Consider the following 15801-nt stretch of genomic DNA (forward strand, 5'->3'; position numbering starts at 1 on the left):
TAAAATTTATTTAAGTAACAATATCGCATTAATACGCAACAGTAAATTAACGTAAAAAGCTATTTTAGGAACGTTAAACAAAAAAAGCACGATTACCTAAGATAATCGTGCTTTTTTTATTCATTTGGCTATTAAGCGAGCGCTTTTACTTCTTCCCATAAGCGAACAACTAATGCTTTGTCTTCTTCGTTAAGTTCACCGTTACGGTAAGCTTTTACCAAGCTTTGCTCTACTGTTTCGTTTAGCTGCTCAATACTAATAGTAAGTTGCTCAACTTCAGCATAGCCTACAGCTAGATCAAAATGACCCCGTAAGTAGCCGCCTGCAAATAATTCGTCATCCGTTGCTTTGATCACTAAATCGTCATAATACTGTTGGGCCGCGTCAATATAGTTTACTAAGGTCACTTGTTCATCTCCTGATTTTGTATAGCACCCGTTTCATCTTGGTATTGGTGCCCTACTGCATACATAATATGGTCGTTAAATCCGGTGGTTACTTTCATGTAACCTGTTAATTCATCGTCTAATTCACTGTCGCCTGTGTCACAAATTAATGGGCGACCATTCAGCGCTTGTAATTTAGTTTTTGTTGCAACAACAATAATATTTTCTTTGCCAATAGCACGGATCAGAGCAGGGCTTAATTGCTGATTCCCACGACCAAAAATATGCCCTTGCCCACCGATTAAAGTGATCACAAGTTTTGTATTTTGCTCATGGGTAAGTTCTAGTAACTCAGCGGCTGTTAAATCTTGGGCTATAAGTGTTTGGTCTTTTATTAAATCAACACCTAGCAAAGTGTTCTCAAGACCCATTTCTTCCATTATAGCTTCAACGGTTGAGCCACTACCCATAATGTAAAGTGTTTCTTCGTCCATTTCGCTCACTACGTGGGCCGCTATATCTGAAAGTACTAATTCGTCAGTTTCTTTACCGCCATTTTTAACGGCTTGCACATAACGTACTTCTCTAGGTATTTGCATCTCGCCAAAACGTTTTGCTTTTACCGTGCCTTGTCTAAAGGCATCTTCATCAATATCCATTATATCGGCATCAGCCAAAGTGACTAACTCGCCATTTACCAGCATTTCAACAACACGCCCGGCGGCTTTAGGCGTAATAGCATAGACGCCAGAATGGATTTTACAGCCTGCGGGAATTCCTAGTACTGGAGCGGTGTCTTCAATAGCATGACACACATTACGTGCGGTGCCATCGCCTCCTGCAAACAACAATAGGTCAACACCGGCATTTTTTAATAGCTTTGCAGCCTGCTCCGTGTCATCTGGTGTAGTTATCGTATCGGTGTTGTAAACAATTTCTACGTTAAAGCCTAGAGCTTTTGCAGTGTGTTCGCCCATATCGCCATTTACAGTATAAATTGTAAGGCATTCTTTATACGGAAGCAGTACTTCGAGTGCGGCTTTAGTGCGGCTATTTGCTTTAGGCTGTGCACCTAGCTCAATAGCTTTTGCAGCGGTTTGCGCTCCATCGCTTCCTTTAAGGGCAACGCTTCCGCCTAATCCTGCTACAGGGTTTATAATTAAACCTAATTTAAACTGCATCACAAAACTCCTGAGGATGTTGCCAATTAAACTGCTTTGCGGTCATTGGCCATGGTGTATTGTAAAAATTGGCAAGAGCAATTAATAGTGATTCTGTTCGTGGGTTAAATCCGTTTTCTATCAAGTTAATTACACGCTGGTGCACTCGCTGTTGAAAATCAAACCGGCATGTTTGCTCACCATTTAAATTATCAACCGATACATTAAAAGAAAAACCCGCAGCAGCGCTTAATAACCATTCTATGGCTTGCGGCTTAACTTCTACACTTTCAAATTCAGCCTGCTGGTGTTTATCACGGCCATCAGGGCAATACCAATATCCATAATCTTCTTGTTGTCGACGATCAATGCCCGCCACTAGCCAATGGGCTATTTCATGTAAGGCACTAGCATAAAAGCCATGCGCAAACACAATTTGGTGATAAGGGGTGTTGTGTGTTGCGGGAAGGTATACGGGCTCGCAATCACCTTTGATCAGCCGTGTATTGTGGCTTTGATAAAAAGTGCCTTCAAAAATAGAAATAAGATCAGCTATTTGATGCATAAAATATGGCTAATTCGTCTCGGTTACAGCGCCCAGCGGCACATTAAAAACGAAACGAATTGTACGGGCTTTTACAGCTAAAGTAAAAGTCGCTTACTTGCTATATTTTTAAATCAACGCCGGCTTCATCAGCATCTACTATATCGGTTTCTTGAAGAGCTTGAGTTATCCAGCTCTGTAATACAGGGCATGCTAATACATGTTGGCAGTAACTGTTGGCGGCTTTAGACAAGGTTATCTGATACGTTTTTAACCGCAGTACAATGGGGGCATACATAGCATCAACAATACTGAAATCACCAAACATCCACTGATTTGGGTAAATTACCTGTTGTTTACTAAAAATGTCGTCAATGCGGGCAATGTCTTTTATAGCATCATCAGAGAGTATGATTTTACGCTTTGCACGAATATTCATTGGCATTTCTCTTCTAAGCGCTATAAAGCCTGAGTGCATTTCAGCGCTTAAAGCACGCGCTGTTGCACGTTGCGTAACATATTTTGGCCATGCAGCTTGTGAAAGGTACGCATCATTAATGTATTCACAAATGGCAAGTGAATCCCAGACTTGTAAATCACCATCAATTAATGCTGGCACTTTTAGAACTGTAAAATGCTTTTTTAGCTCGCTGTAAAAGTGTGGGGTATCGAGTACAAGCTGGCTTTCATCAAACTCCAATTCAAATTTACTCATTAAATACCACGCGCGTAACGACCAGCTTGAGTAGTTTTTATTGCCAATAAATAGTTCCATGACCTATTCCTTGTTAAAACGGACTCCCTAACTGTACATTAATCAACCACGAAGTTAATACTAAAAATTACTCAATATTGTCTTTATTTAATTGCTTAGTAATATGCTTTTTTAAAATGTGTGTATTTCGGGTATTCGCTTTAAAAAACGCATCAAATATATCGCCAAAAAGAGGAATTGATCCGACAAAAAAGTCTATCAGCATATTAATAATTATCCGTAATTTAATATGCCAGCTTATACCTAGCTTTTGAGCTTCAAATAATACGTAACTAGATAAAATAAGCCCTATCACATCCCCTACAACTGGCACAAAACCAATAACTGCCTCAATGCCAAACCTAAAGTTTGTAAAAGGAAAACGAATACTACTGTCGGTTAGTTGACTAAACCTTTCTAAGCGTTTTAATGCTGCATTTTGTTTAGCGTATTTACTATGTGTTTGAATTGAATCTTGCATAATTTACCTCTATAGAAAATTATATAACGGTAAAGTTGAACTGCGCCTTAAACCACTTTAACTCTTTTACATAAACAAAAAGCGCGAAAAACGCGCTTTTATATGACTAACTTCAAACGTTAAACAGAGCCGTTAATTGGCCCGTGTTCGTGGTTCACATGCGGGTTTTGACCGCGTTGACGCAATAAATGGTCCATTAGCGTAATGGCCATCATTGCCTCAGCAATGGGTATGGCACGAATGCCCACACACGGGTCGTGACGACCTTTGGTGATCATCTCTACCGGTTCGTTGCTAGTATTAATACTCTTACCTGGAATAGTAATGCTTGATGTAGGTTTAAGCGCAATAGAGGCAATAATATCTTGTCCTGTAGAAATTCCAGCTAAAACACCACCAGCATGGTTTGATGTAAAACCTTCAGGCGTTAGTTCATCACGATGCTCTGAACCTTTTTGCTCTACTACATCAAAGCCATCACCAATTTCAACGCCTTTAACGGCGTTGATGCTCATTAGTGAATGTGCAATTTCAGCATCTAATCGGTCGAACACAGGTTCGCCTAGCCCTACAGGTACGTTGCTCGCCACGACTTTCACTTTAGCGCCGACTGAGTCACCTTGTTTTTTAAGGTCTCGCATATATTCGTCAAGTGCTTCTAGCTTGCTAGCATCAGGGAAAAAGAACAAGTTGTTTTCAACTTCATCCCAATCGTAACTTTCGGCTTTTATTGGCCCTAGCTGGCTCAAGCATGCTTTTACTTCAATACCATGAAATTGTTTTAAGTACTTTTTAGCAATGGCCCCTGCCGCAACGCGAATTGCTGTTTCGCGTGCAGAAGAGCGGCCTCCTCCGCGATAATCACGAAGACCATATTTGTGCCAGTAGCTGTAATCGCCATGACCTGGGCGAAACACATCTTTGATTTTGCCGTAATCTTGTGAACGTTGGTCGGTATTTTCGATTAATAAACCAATACTTGTACCGGTTGTTTTACCTTCAAAAACGCCTGCTAATATTTTTATTTGATCGCTCTCACGGCGCTGCGTTGTATAACGGCTTTGCCCTGGCTTACGGCGATCTAAGTCTATTTGTAAGTCGGCCTCTGTTAATTCAAGACCTGCTGGAGTGCCGTCAACAACGCCGCCTAAAGCAACACCGTGGCTCTCTCCAAAGGTGGACACTTTAAATAACTGCCCAATGCTATTACCTGCCATTAACTTTCCTCATTCCTAATGACGACTAATAGCCGGGCTAACATGCCCAGCTATATATTTACACTCGTTTTAGTTAATACAAATCCAAAAACAAAAGAGTGCTATTTTGCAAAATACTCATCTAACTGCTTTTTGCTAATTACAAACACACCTAAGCCACCTTGCTCAAACTCAATCCACTCAAACGGTGCATTTGGATAAAGTGCATCCATATGTACCATAGAGTTCCCCACCTCTACAAATAACAAACCGTTATCAGTTAGATGATTACTGGCTTCACTTAAAATAGTACGCGTTACGTCAAGCCCGTCGTGGCCTGATGCAAGGCCTAGTTCTGGCTCATGGTGAAATTCGCGCGGCAAGTCTGCCATGTCTTCAGCGTCAACATAAGGTGGATTGGCAACAATCAAGTCGTACTTTTGACCTTCTACACCACTAAATACATCTGACTGGATAGGTAGCACGCGATCACTTAACATATAGTCGTTAATGTTGATATCAGTCACTTCAAGGGCTTCATACGAAATATCAACAGCATCTACTTGCGCTTGTTCAAATGCTTGTGCAAGTGCGATGGCTATACAACCCGACCCTGTACATAAATCTAAAATGCGATTTACCGAGCTTGGCTCCAAAAGCCAAGGCGTAAAGCGATTGCTAATAAGCTCTGCAAATGGTGAGCGGGGAATTAGTACACGTTCATCTACGTAAAACGGCATGCCTGCAAACCACGCAATGTTAGTTAGATAAGGTACTGGTGTGCAGTCGTTTATACGCTCTGCGATAAGACCCGCTAGACGATTTTTTTCTGTACTTGTTAAACGTGCATGCATTAATTCTTTTGGTGCATCAACGGGTAAGCTAAGCGCTGGCAAAAGCAGGCTTACCGCCTCGTCCCATGCGTTATCAGTACCGTGTCCAAAAAATATACTACTACTTGCAAATTGGCTTGTAGTCCAACGTAACCAGTCATGTAAAGTTGACAGTTCTGCAACAGCTTCTTCGAGTGTTGCTTCTTCTATTTGTAAATCGCTCATATATGTTTACCTGTATTAGCTTACTGACTGTTTTGAGTCTTTAAGACGATTGCATTGCCTATATGCGCTAGGCAAATTACAATTGCCCATCATTTAAGTATTGTACCGCCTTTTGCGCTGCGTTTTTACGTTTTTTTGTTTAGGTAATAGTTATGAAAAAAGACTCTCCATCACAATCGTCCCTAAGCAATGACGACATAGACTTATTTCGTCAAACGATCACAGGCGCTAAAGTATTTAAACAAGATACTCATCGTTTTGATACAAAGCCTAAGGTGTCACAAGCAAAGCAATTTGCCCAGCAAAAAAAGCAGGCTCAATCTGAATTTTATTTCTCAGATGAATATATTCCCGATATAGACACCCATGGCACTGTCAATTACGTAAAAGAAGGGCACGACACTTATTTACCCAAACAGTTACGCCGAGGCGACTTTGCACCTGATTTAACACTTGATTTGCATGGCTTAAACAAAGAAATTGCTAAAGATGAATTAGCAGGGCTTATTCATGAATGTAAAAAGCAACATTATTACTGTGCATGCGTAGTGCACGGAATTGGTGGAGGAATACTTAAACATAAAATTCCTCAGTACCTAGTTCAGCATCCAGACGTTATTGCAATGCATCAGGCTCCACTTGAATACGGTGGTAAAGGCGCGGTACTTATTTTGATAAACTTACCACAAAGCGATGAATTTAGACGCTAACCCAACACATTACTAGGAAGTAATTACGTGCATATTGTTTCTATTATTTTTCCACTTATATTCATTGTCGCATTGGGTTATAGCTGTTGCCGACTCTCGTTTTTTGACAAACAGCACATTGCAGGCCTAAGTAAATTCACATTTTATATAAGTTTACCGGCTTTTTTGTTATTGAATATGTCGCAAATAGACTTAAAACAAAGCATTAGTCTTTCTGCGTTTTTAAGCTTTTATATTCCAGTGCTGTGTGTTTTTGGGTTAGGTATTTTAGTTGATCGGTATTATTTAAATAAAAAACATCCAAAAAACTACCAAAAGCATGGCGTATTTGGCCTTGCTGCTAGTTATTCCAATATGGTGTTGGTAGGTATCCCAATTATAATTGCGTCCTTGGGCAAAGAGATGATTGCAATTGCTTTTATGATCATCACGTTTCATAGTACTTTATTATTTGCACTGACCTATTTAATTGGGGCAAAAGGCAATAGCAGTTCGTTCTCGTGGCTACAATTTAGTAAAAGCATGGTGCTAAACCCTATTGTTTTGAGTATTGGTTGTGGCTTAATTATTAATATATCTGGGGTTGAACTATTTAAAAACTTAACGGATAGTTTGGCATTATTAGCGACCACCGCCATTGCCTGTGCGCTATTTGTATTGGGTGCAAACTTAGCGTTTTATAAAATAGCAGCAAACTGGCAACCTGCCTTACTTGCATCTATTCTAAAAATTATAATACTCCCCGCAGGCGTATTAATAATTGGGTCGTATTTGTTTAAGCTCGACCCTCAAATACTTACCGTACTTGTTTTATTAAGTGCCTCACCTGTTGGCGTGAATGCTTATTTAATAGCAAGCCAAATTAAACAGCATGAAGCGACGCTTGCTGGAGCGGTGGTGCTATCAACTATTTTAAGTGTAGTTAGTTTATCGTTTTGGTTGGCGGTTTTACTTTAATTTATAAGCCACCAGCTACATCAATAAAAGCGCCAGTAGTAAATGAGGCAGAGTCTGAGGCTAAAAAATAGATTGCAGCAGCCACTTCTTCAGGTTGCCCACCCCTACGCAGAGGAAGATTACTTTTAAGCCGCTCTACTCGCCCCTCTTCTCCGCCATCTGTGTGCATATCAGTATAAATAAGGCCAGGCCTAACACAATTAACACGTATCCCTTTGCAACCAACCTCTTTAGCTAGACCCATAGTCAACGTATCAATCGCACCTTTTGTGGCTGCATAATCAATGTATTCATTTGGTGACCCAGTTTTAGCCGCTACCGAGGACACATTGACGATACTACTGCCGGATAACATTCGCTTAATAGCTTCTCGGCTGCATATAAATGCACTGGTAATATTTGTAGTGAGTAATTGGTTAATTCGCTCAGCGTCCATATTTAGCATCGGCATTTGCGGTTTAAGCACACCGGCATTATTTACAAGCACGTCGAGCCGACCAAATACTTCATCTATACGTGAAAATAAAGCGCTAACATCACTCTCTTGAGACACATCGGCTTTTACTAGTTCGGCCCTTACGCCACAACGTCTTATTTTATCGGCAACCTGTTCTGCTTTAACTAAATCAGTCTTATAGTTAATACATACATCATATCCATGGCGCGCAAAATAAACAGCGGTGGCAGCACCAATCCCTCGGCTAGAACCTGTTATGAGTACCACCCGCGCTTTGTTCATACAAAATTAGTCCTTGAGTGCTGCCACAACCGAAATTTCGACCAATAGCGCATCGCGTGCCATTTTAGCTTGTACACATGCACGTGCTGGTGCGTGTCCTTGCGGAACCCACGCATCCCATACGGCATTCATTTGTGCAAAGTGCTGCATGCTTTTCAAATAAATTGTTGCGCTTAACATATGCTGTTTTGAACTACCCGCTTCGTCTAGTAACGCTTCTACTTTATAAAGCATGGTTTGCGTTTGCTCTGTTATGTCTTTTTCAGCATCAGCACATACTTGCCCACACAAATAAACAGTGCCATTGTGTTTTACTATACGGCTCATTCGGGCACCGGTTTGAAGGCGTTCAATCGTCATATTTTTCTCATTATTTATAAATCAGCAGGGGCGTTTATACTTATATATTCGCTGCGGTGAGTATCATCATTGTAATGTATGACAGCCACAGCACCCGTGTTAAATATTGGCATGTTGCCAGGACAAAGCTGATCAACCAAATAACTCACTATTGGCATGTGAGCCACAACTAACCAGCAATTACACTCTGGGTGCATTTGTATTAATGTTTCAAGGTAATCGGCAGCAACATGGGGTTTGCCTTCTGGGATGACATCGTTACACGTTTCACTGTATTTAAACGTTATAGTTTCAGCCACTCCATTTGCAGTTTGCTGAGCGCGTGTGTAAGGGCTAACTAACAGCGCGTCTGGAGAAAAGTTTTTGGCAAGCCATAGCCCCATTTTTTTTGCTTCTAAATGACCCACTTGGGTTAAATTTCTTGCCGCATCGTCAGCCTGCATAGGGGCCGCTTCGCCGTGACGCATTATTAAGATTGTTTTCATAAAAAATCAACCGATTTAAGAATATAAACAGTAGCCAGTTTGCTCACTTGTCAGCTATATTAACAACATAAAGTTATTTTTTCTAAAAATAGTTCTTTCAAGACATTCAGGTAAATCTTTTAGCATATTCTCGCTACCCTGAAGTTATCCTCTATTGTTATCTAGTAAGTATTTAGTTTCAGGAGCATCATTTGAATATCAGCCGCAATGATAATAGAGCATACCACGCCCTTACACTGGACAATGGTCTAAAAGTGCTGCTTGTGCAAGATAAAGATTCGACTAAGGCCGCAGCATCAATGGCTGTAAACGCGGGCCATTTTGACGATCCCTCTGACAGGCAAGGCCTTGCTCACTTTTTAGAACACATGCTTTTTTTAGGCACAGATCAATTTCCAGACTCAGGCAGTTTTAATAATTTTGTTTCTCAAGCTGGCGGTAATACCAATGCATGGACGGGTACAGAACACAGTTGCTATTTTTTTGATATAAACAATCAAGAATTTAAACATGCTTTATTACAATTTAGCCGTTTTTTTATTGCCCCCTTGTTAAGCGCCACAGAAACAGAAAAAGAACGCAATGCCATAGAAGCTGAATTTAAACTAAAAATTAAAGACGATGCACGCCGTATTTATCAGGCCCATAAAGAAACCGTTAACCCAGCGCACCCTTTCGCTAAATTCTCTGTTGGTAACCTGCAAACATTAGCAGACAGAGAACGCTGTATTAGCGACGAACTTCGCGACTTTTTTAATGATCACTATCAAGCCCAGTGGATGACACTGGTTATATGTGCAAATGAAGAGTTAGGCACACTTCAAACCTGGGCAAACAAATACTTTAACGACATTATTGGCAATAAAAAGGCTGTAAAACCCGAGATCAACGAACCCCTTTACAGAGAGCAAGACCTAGGGAAAATTTTACATATAGAGCCACATAAGCACATGCAAAAGCTAATAGTAAGTTTTGCAATGCCCAATATTGATGACTTTTACCGCCACAAAACAGTGAGCTTTATCGCGCATTTACTTGGCTATGAAGGGCAAGGTTCGCTCTATTCTATTTTAAAAGAACAAGGTTGGATAAACGCCCTTTCTGCGGGTGGTGGCATTAACGGCAGTAACTTTAAAGATTTTAATATAAGTATGGCTCTCACCGATGAGGGCATTGAATACTTTGAAGACATTATCGAAATGCTCTTTGAGTACATTTGCTTAATAAATAACAACACAGAAAAGTTACCACGCCTGTACCAAGATAAAAAAAACCTATTACAAATAGCATTTGATAACCAAGAAAAATCACGCCTTATTGATTGGGTAAGTAGTTTAAGCATAAATATGCAGCATTACGACGAATTTAATTATGTGCAAGGTGACTACCTAATGGAAGGCTTTAAAAAGGCAACGCACGAAATGGCGATGCAATGGTTAAAACCTAACAATATGCGCATTGTACTTATACATCCTGATGTAGAGCCTGAACATAAAACAGCGTGGTACAACACACCTTACAAAGTAGAAAATGTATCGCCTAGCTGGCTTGACGCACTTAGCGACATTAACAAACCTCTAAAAAATATGCTGTTACCCACGGCTAATCCATACTTAACTAAAAATGTTGAGCTTTTTGATGTAGAAAAGCCTCAAAACCAACCTACTCTTTTAGTTAAAAAACCGGGTTTTGATTTTTGGTTTAAACAAGACAACACATTTAGAGTAGCTAAAGGCCACTTTTATTTAGCCATGGACTCTCACTTTGCTGTGAAAGACGTAAAGCACATGGCCTTAACTCGCTTATTTAGCGATTTATTTATGGACAGTGTTGGCGAGCAGTTTTACCCTGCTGAGCTTGCAGGGCTTAGTTATCATTTAACATCTCATCAAGGCGGGCTAACACTTCACACCGCTGGATTATCGTCGAGCCAACTGGAGTTAGTAGATGAGCTGCTCGACGCGTTATTTAATGTAGATATATGTGCCAGACGCTTTGCTGAATACAAAAAACAATTAGTAAGGCACTGGCGTAATAGCAATCAAAATAAGCCTGTTAGCGAATTATTTAGTATTTTAGGTGCTAAAATAATGCCTTGGAATCCTCAGCCTAACGAACTTGCCGCAGCTTTAAAAACAACTAGTTTTCAGCAATTTAATGAATTTAGACAAGACTTTTTTAAAGCATTACATGTTGAGTCGTTCCTACACGGTAACTGGCAAGAAAACCACGCTATTGAATTTCAAAAAAAGGTGGCCGTTCACTTACGTCACACTGCAACAATTGACGATTTAAGGCGCCCTTTATTTGAAATTAAAAAAGCAACACGCTATGAAATTGAGTTACCGTGTAATGATCACGCTATGGTGGTGTATTACCAGGCTCAAACCGATGACGTAAACGAAAAAGTTAAAATGATGGCATTAAACCATTTGATGAACCAAGACTACTTTAACGAATTACGCACAACACAGCAGTTAGGCTATTTAGTTGGTGCGGGTTACGCACCTTTTAACACCCGAGCAGGAATTGCCTTTTATATACAGTCCCCTAAATTTGACGCAAAAACTTTATTGCATCGCCATAGTCACTTTGTAAATCAATACTTGAGTAATATTGGTGGATTAGACGAGCAAAGCTGGCAGCAACAAAAGCATGGTTTAAAGACGCACATTGCAGAAAAAGATAAAAACTTACGTTTGCGTTCACAACGATTGTGGCTTGCCATAGGTAATAGGGATCATAATTTTGATATGCAAAAACGATTACTATCGGCATTAAATATGCTGACTTTACAAGAAATTAAAGATTATGCGCTGGTACTTTTTACTGAAGATAGACCAAGATATGAGCTATTAAGTAACGCTAAAGTTAATAAACCTCAAAAAACACCCGTTTACTCGCATTCTCTTTGACTCTGGGTTTAGCTTGTTTTAAATTATCATTTGTAAATTAGAAGTAATAAAAAATGATAATAAAAACAATAAAACTAAGCTTGTCAGTTGTATTACTTGCTTACTCATTTGATCTTTTCGCCTTTGAGTCTTCATTTAAATACAATTCAGATACAATACTCTTTTTCTCAAGCGCTATTATAGCGCTCGTTCTTCCGTACCTGTTATTTGTGATATACAAACTGAGGCGTTCTCGCCGCCAGCTTCGATTGTCTGAAAAGCGCTTAAAAAGTACTGTAGAAGGCAGTGGTGATACCCTGTGGGATTGGAACATAAAAACGGGTGAAGTTATTCGTATTAACGATAAATATATGATGAACTCCCCCACTATTATGGGTTTCCCACCAAATAAAGGCCTTATACACCCGCAAGATATTCCACATGTTGAGCACCTACTAAAAAAACATTTTGCCGAGCAAAGCGTGTTCTTTGAAGCAACATACAGAATTAAAGATACTTTTGGTAAATGGCATTGGGTACTGGACCGCGGCAAGGTTATCGAAAAAGATGCAAACCTAGCCCCACTAAGAATGACAGGAACAGTACGCGACATCTCACAGTTAAAATCAACCGAAGAACGATTAAATTTGTTTGCAAAATGTGTTGAATCGTTTACAGATGCGCTAGCAATTTACGATAAAAACTTTAAATTAGTCGATATAAATCCCAGTTTTTTAACGTTATTTGGGGGTATGCGCGAACAATACCTAAATAAAGGTTTTAATTTGCCTGGATACGATACAAGTTACGTTGAAAACATTATCGATGTAGTGCGCCAAACTGAGCATATTCAACAAGAAATTAAACTGCGCAATAATGAGCGTGTATTGCTGCCAATAGAAATATCGATTGATGAAATTAAAAACGAGCAAAACCAAATTACTAACTACGTGGTTGTTTATTCCGACTTAACAGAACGTAAAAAAGCAGAATCGCAATTACACAATTTATCAAACCGCGACCGTACCACGAGCCTGCCAAACCGTAATTTATTTTTTACTAACTTACATAAACTAGTAAAACAAGACGCCCATCACGCATTACTGGTTTTTGATTTAGATAATTTTAAAAAAATAAATGACTCATTAGGCCATCAACTTGGTGATAGCTTATTAGCCAAACTCGCTATGCGATTAAATAAGCTCACCCGTGAAAACGATGTATTTTATCGTTTAGGAGGCGATGAATTTGCGCTTGTTATGTCAAATACAAACGACATTCATGTCATAACTCGCACTGCAAAACAGTTTTTAGCCGCTATTTCGACCCCATTTAAAATGGCAGGACATGAGCTGGCCATTACCTCAAGCGTTGGTATTGTGCTATTCCCTGAAGATGGAAACACCCCTGAGGTATTACTTAAAAATGCCGATACCGCTATGTATCACGCGAAAAAGAAAGGTAATAGCTACCTGTTTTTCAACGACACCATGAACCGCCAAGCTGTTAAACGTTTACAAATAGAAAACCTAATGCGTTTTGGTTTAAAAGAAGACCACTTTGAAGTTTATTATCAACCAAAAATGAATATACGAACCGGTAAGCTAACCGGTATGGAAGCATTAGTACGCTTTATTACACCTAAAAAAGGCATTATAAGCCCAGGTGTTTTTATTCCTATTGCTGAAGAAACAGGTCAAATAATAGATATTGGTGAAGTTGTTTTAAACAAAGCCTGTCGAGATGTAAAAAAATGGCTGGACGATGGGCTGTTTAATGGGCGCGTTGCTGTTAACTTGTCTGCTAAACAATTTAGCCTCCCCGATTTAACGTCGCGAATAGATATTATTTTGCAAAAAAATGCATTGCCATCGTACTTTTTAGAGTTAGAAATTACCGAAGGCACAGTAATGGACGATCCAAATGAAGCCATTAACATTATGCGTTCACTAAGCGCACGAGGTATACATTTAGCCATGGATGACTTTGGTACAGGGTACTCTTCTTTAGCTTATTTAAAGCAGTTTCCGCTTAATACACTTAAAGTAGATAAAGCGTTTATTGATGACATGAAAAATGAGCGCGGGCGCAATATGGTCGATTCAATTGTGACAATAGCGCAAAACCTAGACCTGCATGTGGTTGCAGAAGGTGTTGAACAAGCATACCAAATAGACACTTTAAAAGCACTTAACTGCGAAACGGTGCAAGGCTATTACTACTCAAAACCGTTGTCTAAAGACGAATTCACCGAGTTTTTAAAACAACAACAAAGTAAAGCAACACCAAGCTTAATAAGATCTAAAGCAAGCAATGTGGCGTCTCTTAATTAAGGGCGCCATATGCACGCTTTAACACCCACGTTACGCAGCCAGGCTCGCCTGTAGTGCACGTTAAACAAACACCAAGCCAGTGGACCAAGCAGCGCACTGAGTACAAGCCAGCGCTTTACAGGCATGCCTTTTTTTATAGTGTTTAAGTACATGAGTGAAATAAACAAACTACTGAGTAAAGCCAACCACAAAACCACATACCCTCGCCAATTGAATTAAGGCGCGCAGTTTAACGTTTCTTCAATTAAATTTAAAGCAATACACCTTTAGCAAAAAAGCCGCGTTTTTAGTGGCTGTTGACCTTTGCGGATTGAAGTTTGTTAAAACTTGGAGGATTTAATCGCGACGCGAGGTGTGAAACCTAGTGGGCTCTATAACGGCTACTGCATTATTCTACTGGCTTACATCCATATAAGAATAAGTAAAAACTGAGTGAAGCTTTCGCATCCTGCTCGTGCCGCTTACCTACATCCATGTAGGCAACAAAGCGTAAATAGCCCCCCTAAAAGATCAACAGACCCTATTGAGAGCGCAGCTTTCAAATTTAATTAATAACTTGATAAGCGCTACTTTTCAGCGCGCCCCATAAACTTGTTTTCAACCGTATTGATACGAATGCGATCGCCCGTTGAAATATGCTCAGGAACAGATATATTCAGCCCTGTAGACATACGTGCTGGTTTTGAACGAGCACTGGCTGAAGCGCCCTTAATAGAAGGATCGGTTTCTTCAACAACAAGTTCAACGCTTGAAGGTAGGTCTAGCCCTACAGGCGCTCCATCAATGACAATAACGTGCACACCTTGGGTTTCTTCATTAATAAACAAAATTTCTTCACTAATCGCGTCTTTGTTTAAGTTATACGGCGTGTAGTCTTCGCTATCCATAAATACGTATTCATCACCGTCTATGTACGACAGCATAGCTTCACGACGAATTAAATCAGCAAGCGTTAGCATATCGCTGTCTTTAAACGTTTCATCAACTTTACCGCCGGTTACTACATCGTATAAACGCATGCGGTATAAGCTTCCACCAGCACGGCCTTGAGGAACAGAACGTACAATATCTTTTACTACTAATACACGACCATTAAATTCAATAGCTGTGCCTTTTTTAACATCACTCGCCTTTGGCATGTGTAAATCCTATTATTTTTTTGATTGCCAGAAACATACCACGAACTCAACTTTGTTCAACAATAAAGTGAGCTAAATAGGCTTATACCTTGTATTGACTTGTAAAATCTCTATTTATACTAAAATACATATAATCAATTCATTAAAAAACTGCTATGGTGTATCTACCTAGTATGACTTCAAGGAATGGATCATGGATCAAATAAAAGTACATGAGTATTTAATCAAAAAGCCGCTTGTGTTGGTTACAAAGCCATTTGCTCAAGAGGTTGATGTTTACAAAGTGAATCATAAAATGTTCGCCACCCTTGCTGTTGGTAACGATGGTGAAACAAACGAAAACGGTGAAGTAATTTGGTGGCTAAATTTAAAGTGCGATCCTGATGAAGCACTTTCATTACGCGATATTTTCCCCGCGGTTATCCCTGGTTACCACATGAATAAACGTTTATGGAATACGGTTATTTTAGACGGGTCAATTCCCCAAGGTGAAATTGAACGCATGATTGATAACTCGTTTAATTTAGTTGTGGAAAACATGCCTGAAAAAGACCGTAACATGATAGAGCAACATTTAAATGCGAATTAAGTTCGCTTATAAGTCT

General features: G+C 39.7%; 17 protein-coding genes. 5 read left to right on the forward strand and 12 right to left on the reverse strand.

Translation table 11 applies throughout. From position 1 onward, the window contains the following. Positions 1-131: 131 nt before the first annotated feature. The 7 genes from ATS71_RS02595 to prmB form a co-directional block, all read right to left on the reverse strand. On the reverse strand, positions 132-407 hold the full coding sequence (locus ATS71_RS02595; protein WP_006793362.1) for a YfcL family protein: 276 nt from the start codon (positions 405-407) through the stop codon (positions 132-134). After that, positions 404-1567 (reverse strand): ATP-NAD kinase family protein, encoded by a 1164-nt coding sequence (locus tag ATS71_RS02600; RefSeq protein WP_058403408.1) that lies wholly within the window; start codon positions 1565-1567, stop codon positions 404-406. Before ATS71_RS02600 ends, ATS71_RS02595 begins: the two co-directional genes overlap by 4 nt. Continuing rightward, a complete protein-coding gene (locus ATS71_RS02605) occupies positions 1557-2111 on the reverse strand; it encodes an elongation factor P hydroxylase (protein WP_058403409.1) in 555 nt (184 codons plus the stop codon). The genes ATS71_RS02600 and ATS71_RS02605 overlap by 11 nt, the downstream gene beginning before the upstream one ends. A gap of 100 nt (positions 2112-2211) precedes the next feature. Continuing rightward, complete coding sequence (locus ATS71_RS02610; RefSeq protein WP_058403410.1) at positions 2212-2865, reverse strand: glutathione S-transferase family protein; 654 nt, start codon at positions 2863-2865, stop codon at positions 2212-2214. A gap of 67 nt (positions 2866-2932) precedes the next feature. Next, positions 2933-3325, reverse strand: a complete 393-nt coding sequence (locus ATS71_RS02615; protein ID WP_058403411.1) for a DUF4112 domain-containing protein — start codon at positions 3323-3325, stop codon at positions 2933-2935. A 119-nt stretch (positions 3326-3444) separates the two neighbouring features. Continuing rightward, complete coding sequence (aroC, locus tag ATS71_RS02620; RefSeq protein ID WP_058403412.1) at positions 3445-4542, reverse strand: chorismate synthase; 1098 nt, start codon at positions 4540-4542, stop codon at positions 3445-3447. A 101-nt stretch (positions 4543-4643) separates the two neighbouring features. Next, positions 4644-5579: a 50S ribosomal protein L3 N(5)-glutamine methyltransferase gene (gene prmB, locus ATS71_RS02625; protein WP_058403413.1), complete on the reverse strand. Its 936-nt coding sequence runs from the start codon at positions 5577-5579 to the stop codon at positions 4644-4646. Between the two features lie 152 nt (positions 5580-5731). Between prmB and smrB the strand changes: the two genes are divergently transcribed. Beyond that, positions 5732-6289 (forward strand): endonuclease SmrB, encoded by a 558-nt coding sequence (gene smrB / locus ATS71_RS02630; RefSeq protein WP_058403414.1) that lies wholly within the window; start codon positions 5732-5734, stop codon positions 6287-6289. A gap of 27 nt (positions 6290-6316) precedes the next feature. Further along, on the forward strand, positions 6317-7246 hold the full coding sequence (locus ATS71_RS02635; RefSeq protein WP_058403415.1) for an AEC family transporter: 930 nt from the start codon (positions 6317-6319) through the stop codon (positions 7244-7246). A 1-nt stretch (position 7247) separates the two neighbouring features. Here the strand turns inward: ATS71_RS02635 and ATS71_RS02640 are convergent, their stop codons facing one another. The 3 genes from ATS71_RS02640 to sixA are packed head-to-tail and all read right to left on the reverse strand — an operon-like array spanning position 7248 to position 8830. Then, positions 7248-7985, reverse strand: coding sequence for an SDR family oxidoreductase (locus tag ATS71_RS02640; RefSeq protein WP_058403416.1), 738 nt, complete (start codon positions 7983-7985; stop codon positions 7248-7250). A gap of 6 nt (positions 7986-7991) precedes the next feature. Beyond that, positions 7992-8345: a RidA family protein gene (locus ATS71_RS02645; RefSeq protein WP_058403417.1), complete on the reverse strand. Its 354-nt coding sequence runs from the start codon at positions 8343-8345 to the stop codon at positions 7992-7994. 14 nt (positions 8346-8359) lie between these two features. Next, positions 8360-8830 (reverse strand): phosphohistidine phosphatase SixA, encoded by a 471-nt coding sequence (gene sixA, locus ATS71_RS02650; protein ID WP_058403418.1) that lies wholly within the window; start codon positions 8828-8830, stop codon positions 8360-8362. Positions 8831-9021: 191 nt separating this feature from the next. Between sixA and ATS71_RS02655 the strand changes: the two genes are divergently transcribed. Beyond that, positions 9022-11745: an insulinase family protein gene (locus ATS71_RS02655; protein WP_058403419.1), complete on the forward strand. Its 2724-nt coding sequence runs from the start codon at positions 9022-9024 to the stop codon at positions 11743-11745. A gap of 53 nt (positions 11746-11798) precedes the next feature. After that, positions 11799-14057 (forward strand): putative bifunctional diguanylate cyclase/phosphodiesterase, encoded by a 2259-nt coding sequence (locus tag ATS71_RS02660; RefSeq protein WP_058403420.1) that lies wholly within the window; start codon positions 11799-11801, stop codon positions 14055-14057. Here ATS71_RS02660 and ATS71_RS18770 read toward each other — a convergent pair. Together ATS71_RS18770 and efpL are read right to left on the reverse strand one after the other, a co-directional pair. Further along, positions 14054-14248, reverse strand: coding sequence for a hypothetical protein (locus ATS71_RS18770; RefSeq protein WP_235591404.1), 195 nt, complete (start codon positions 14246-14248; stop codon positions 14054-14056). The genes ATS71_RS02660 and ATS71_RS18770 overlap by 4 nt on opposite strands. A 375-nt stretch (positions 14249-14623) precedes the next feature. Beyond that, complete coding sequence (gene efpL / locus ATS71_RS02670; protein ID WP_058403422.1) at positions 14624-15196, reverse strand: elongation factor P-like protein EfpL; 573 nt, start codon at positions 15194-15196, stop codon at positions 14624-14626. A 193-nt stretch (positions 15197-15389) separates the two neighbouring features. Here efpL and ATS71_RS02675 point away from each other — a divergent pair, with 193 nt between their 5' ends. Beyond that, on the forward strand, positions 15390-15785 hold the full coding sequence (locus tag ATS71_RS02675; RefSeq protein ID WP_058403423.1) for an MmcQ/YjbR family DNA-binding protein: 396 nt from the start codon (positions 15390-15392) through the stop codon (positions 15783-15785). The last annotated feature ends 16 nt before the right edge of the window (positions 15786-15801 follow it).

Source organism: Pseudoalteromonas sp. H71, assembly GCF_001468485.1.
In the GTDB taxonomy this organism is placed as follows: domain Bacteria; phylum Pseudomonadota; class Gammaproteobacteria; order Enterobacterales; family Alteromonadaceae; genus Pseudoalteromonas.

Excerpts from the sequence above, each read along its gene's own strand:
- ATS71_RS02610 (WP_058403410.1), bottom strand. The coding sequence starts at position 2,865 with ATGGAACTATTTATTGGCAATAAAAACTACTCAAGCTGGTCGTTACGC.
- efpL (WP_058403422.1), bottom strand. The coding sequence starts at position 15,196 with ATGCCAAAGGCGAGTGATGTTAAAAAAGGCACAGCTATTGAATTTAAT.
- prmB (WP_058403413.1), bottom strand. The coding sequence starts at position 5,579 with ATGAGCGATTTACAAATAGAAGAAGCAACACTCGAAGAAGCTGTTGCA.
- ATS71_RS02645 (WP_058403417.1), bottom strand. The coding sequence starts at position 8,345 with ATGACGATTGAACGCCTTCAAACCGGTGCCCGAATGAGCCGTATAGTA.
- ATS71_RS02615 (WP_058403411.1), bottom strand. The coding sequence starts at position 3,325 with ATGCAAGATTCAATTCAAACACATAGTAAATACGCTAAACAAAATGCA.
- ATS71_RS02600 (WP_058403408.1), bottom strand. The coding sequence starts at position 1,567 with ATGCAGTTTAAATTAGGTTTAATTATAAACCCTGTAGCAGGATTAGGC.
- ATS71_RS02675 (WP_058403423.1), top strand. The coding sequence starts at position 15,390 with ATGGATCAAATAAAAGTACATGAGTATTTAATCAAAAAGCCGCTTGTG.
- sixA (WP_058403418.1), bottom strand. The coding sequence starts at position 8,830 with ATGAAAACAATCTTAATAATGCGTCACGGCGAAGCGGCCCCTATGCAG.
- smrB (WP_058403414.1), top strand. The coding sequence starts at position 5,732 with ATGAAAAAAGACTCTCCATCACAATCGTCCCTAAGCAATGACGACATA.
- ATS71_RS02605 (WP_058403409.1), bottom strand. The coding sequence starts at position 2,111 with ATGCATCAAATAGCTGATCTTATTTCTATTTTTGAAGGCACTTTTTAT.
- aroC (WP_058403412.1), bottom strand. The coding sequence starts at position 4,542 with ATGGCAGGTAATAGCATTGGGCAGTTATTTAAAGTGTCCACCTTTGGA.
- ATS71_RS02640 (WP_058403416.1), bottom strand. The coding sequence starts at position 7,985 with ATGAACAAAGCGCGGGTGGTACTCATAACAGGTTCTAGCCGAGGGATT.
- ATS71_RS02660 (WP_058403420.1), top strand. The coding sequence starts at position 11,799 with ATGATAATAAAAACAATAAAACTAAGCTTGTCAGTTGTATTACTTGCT.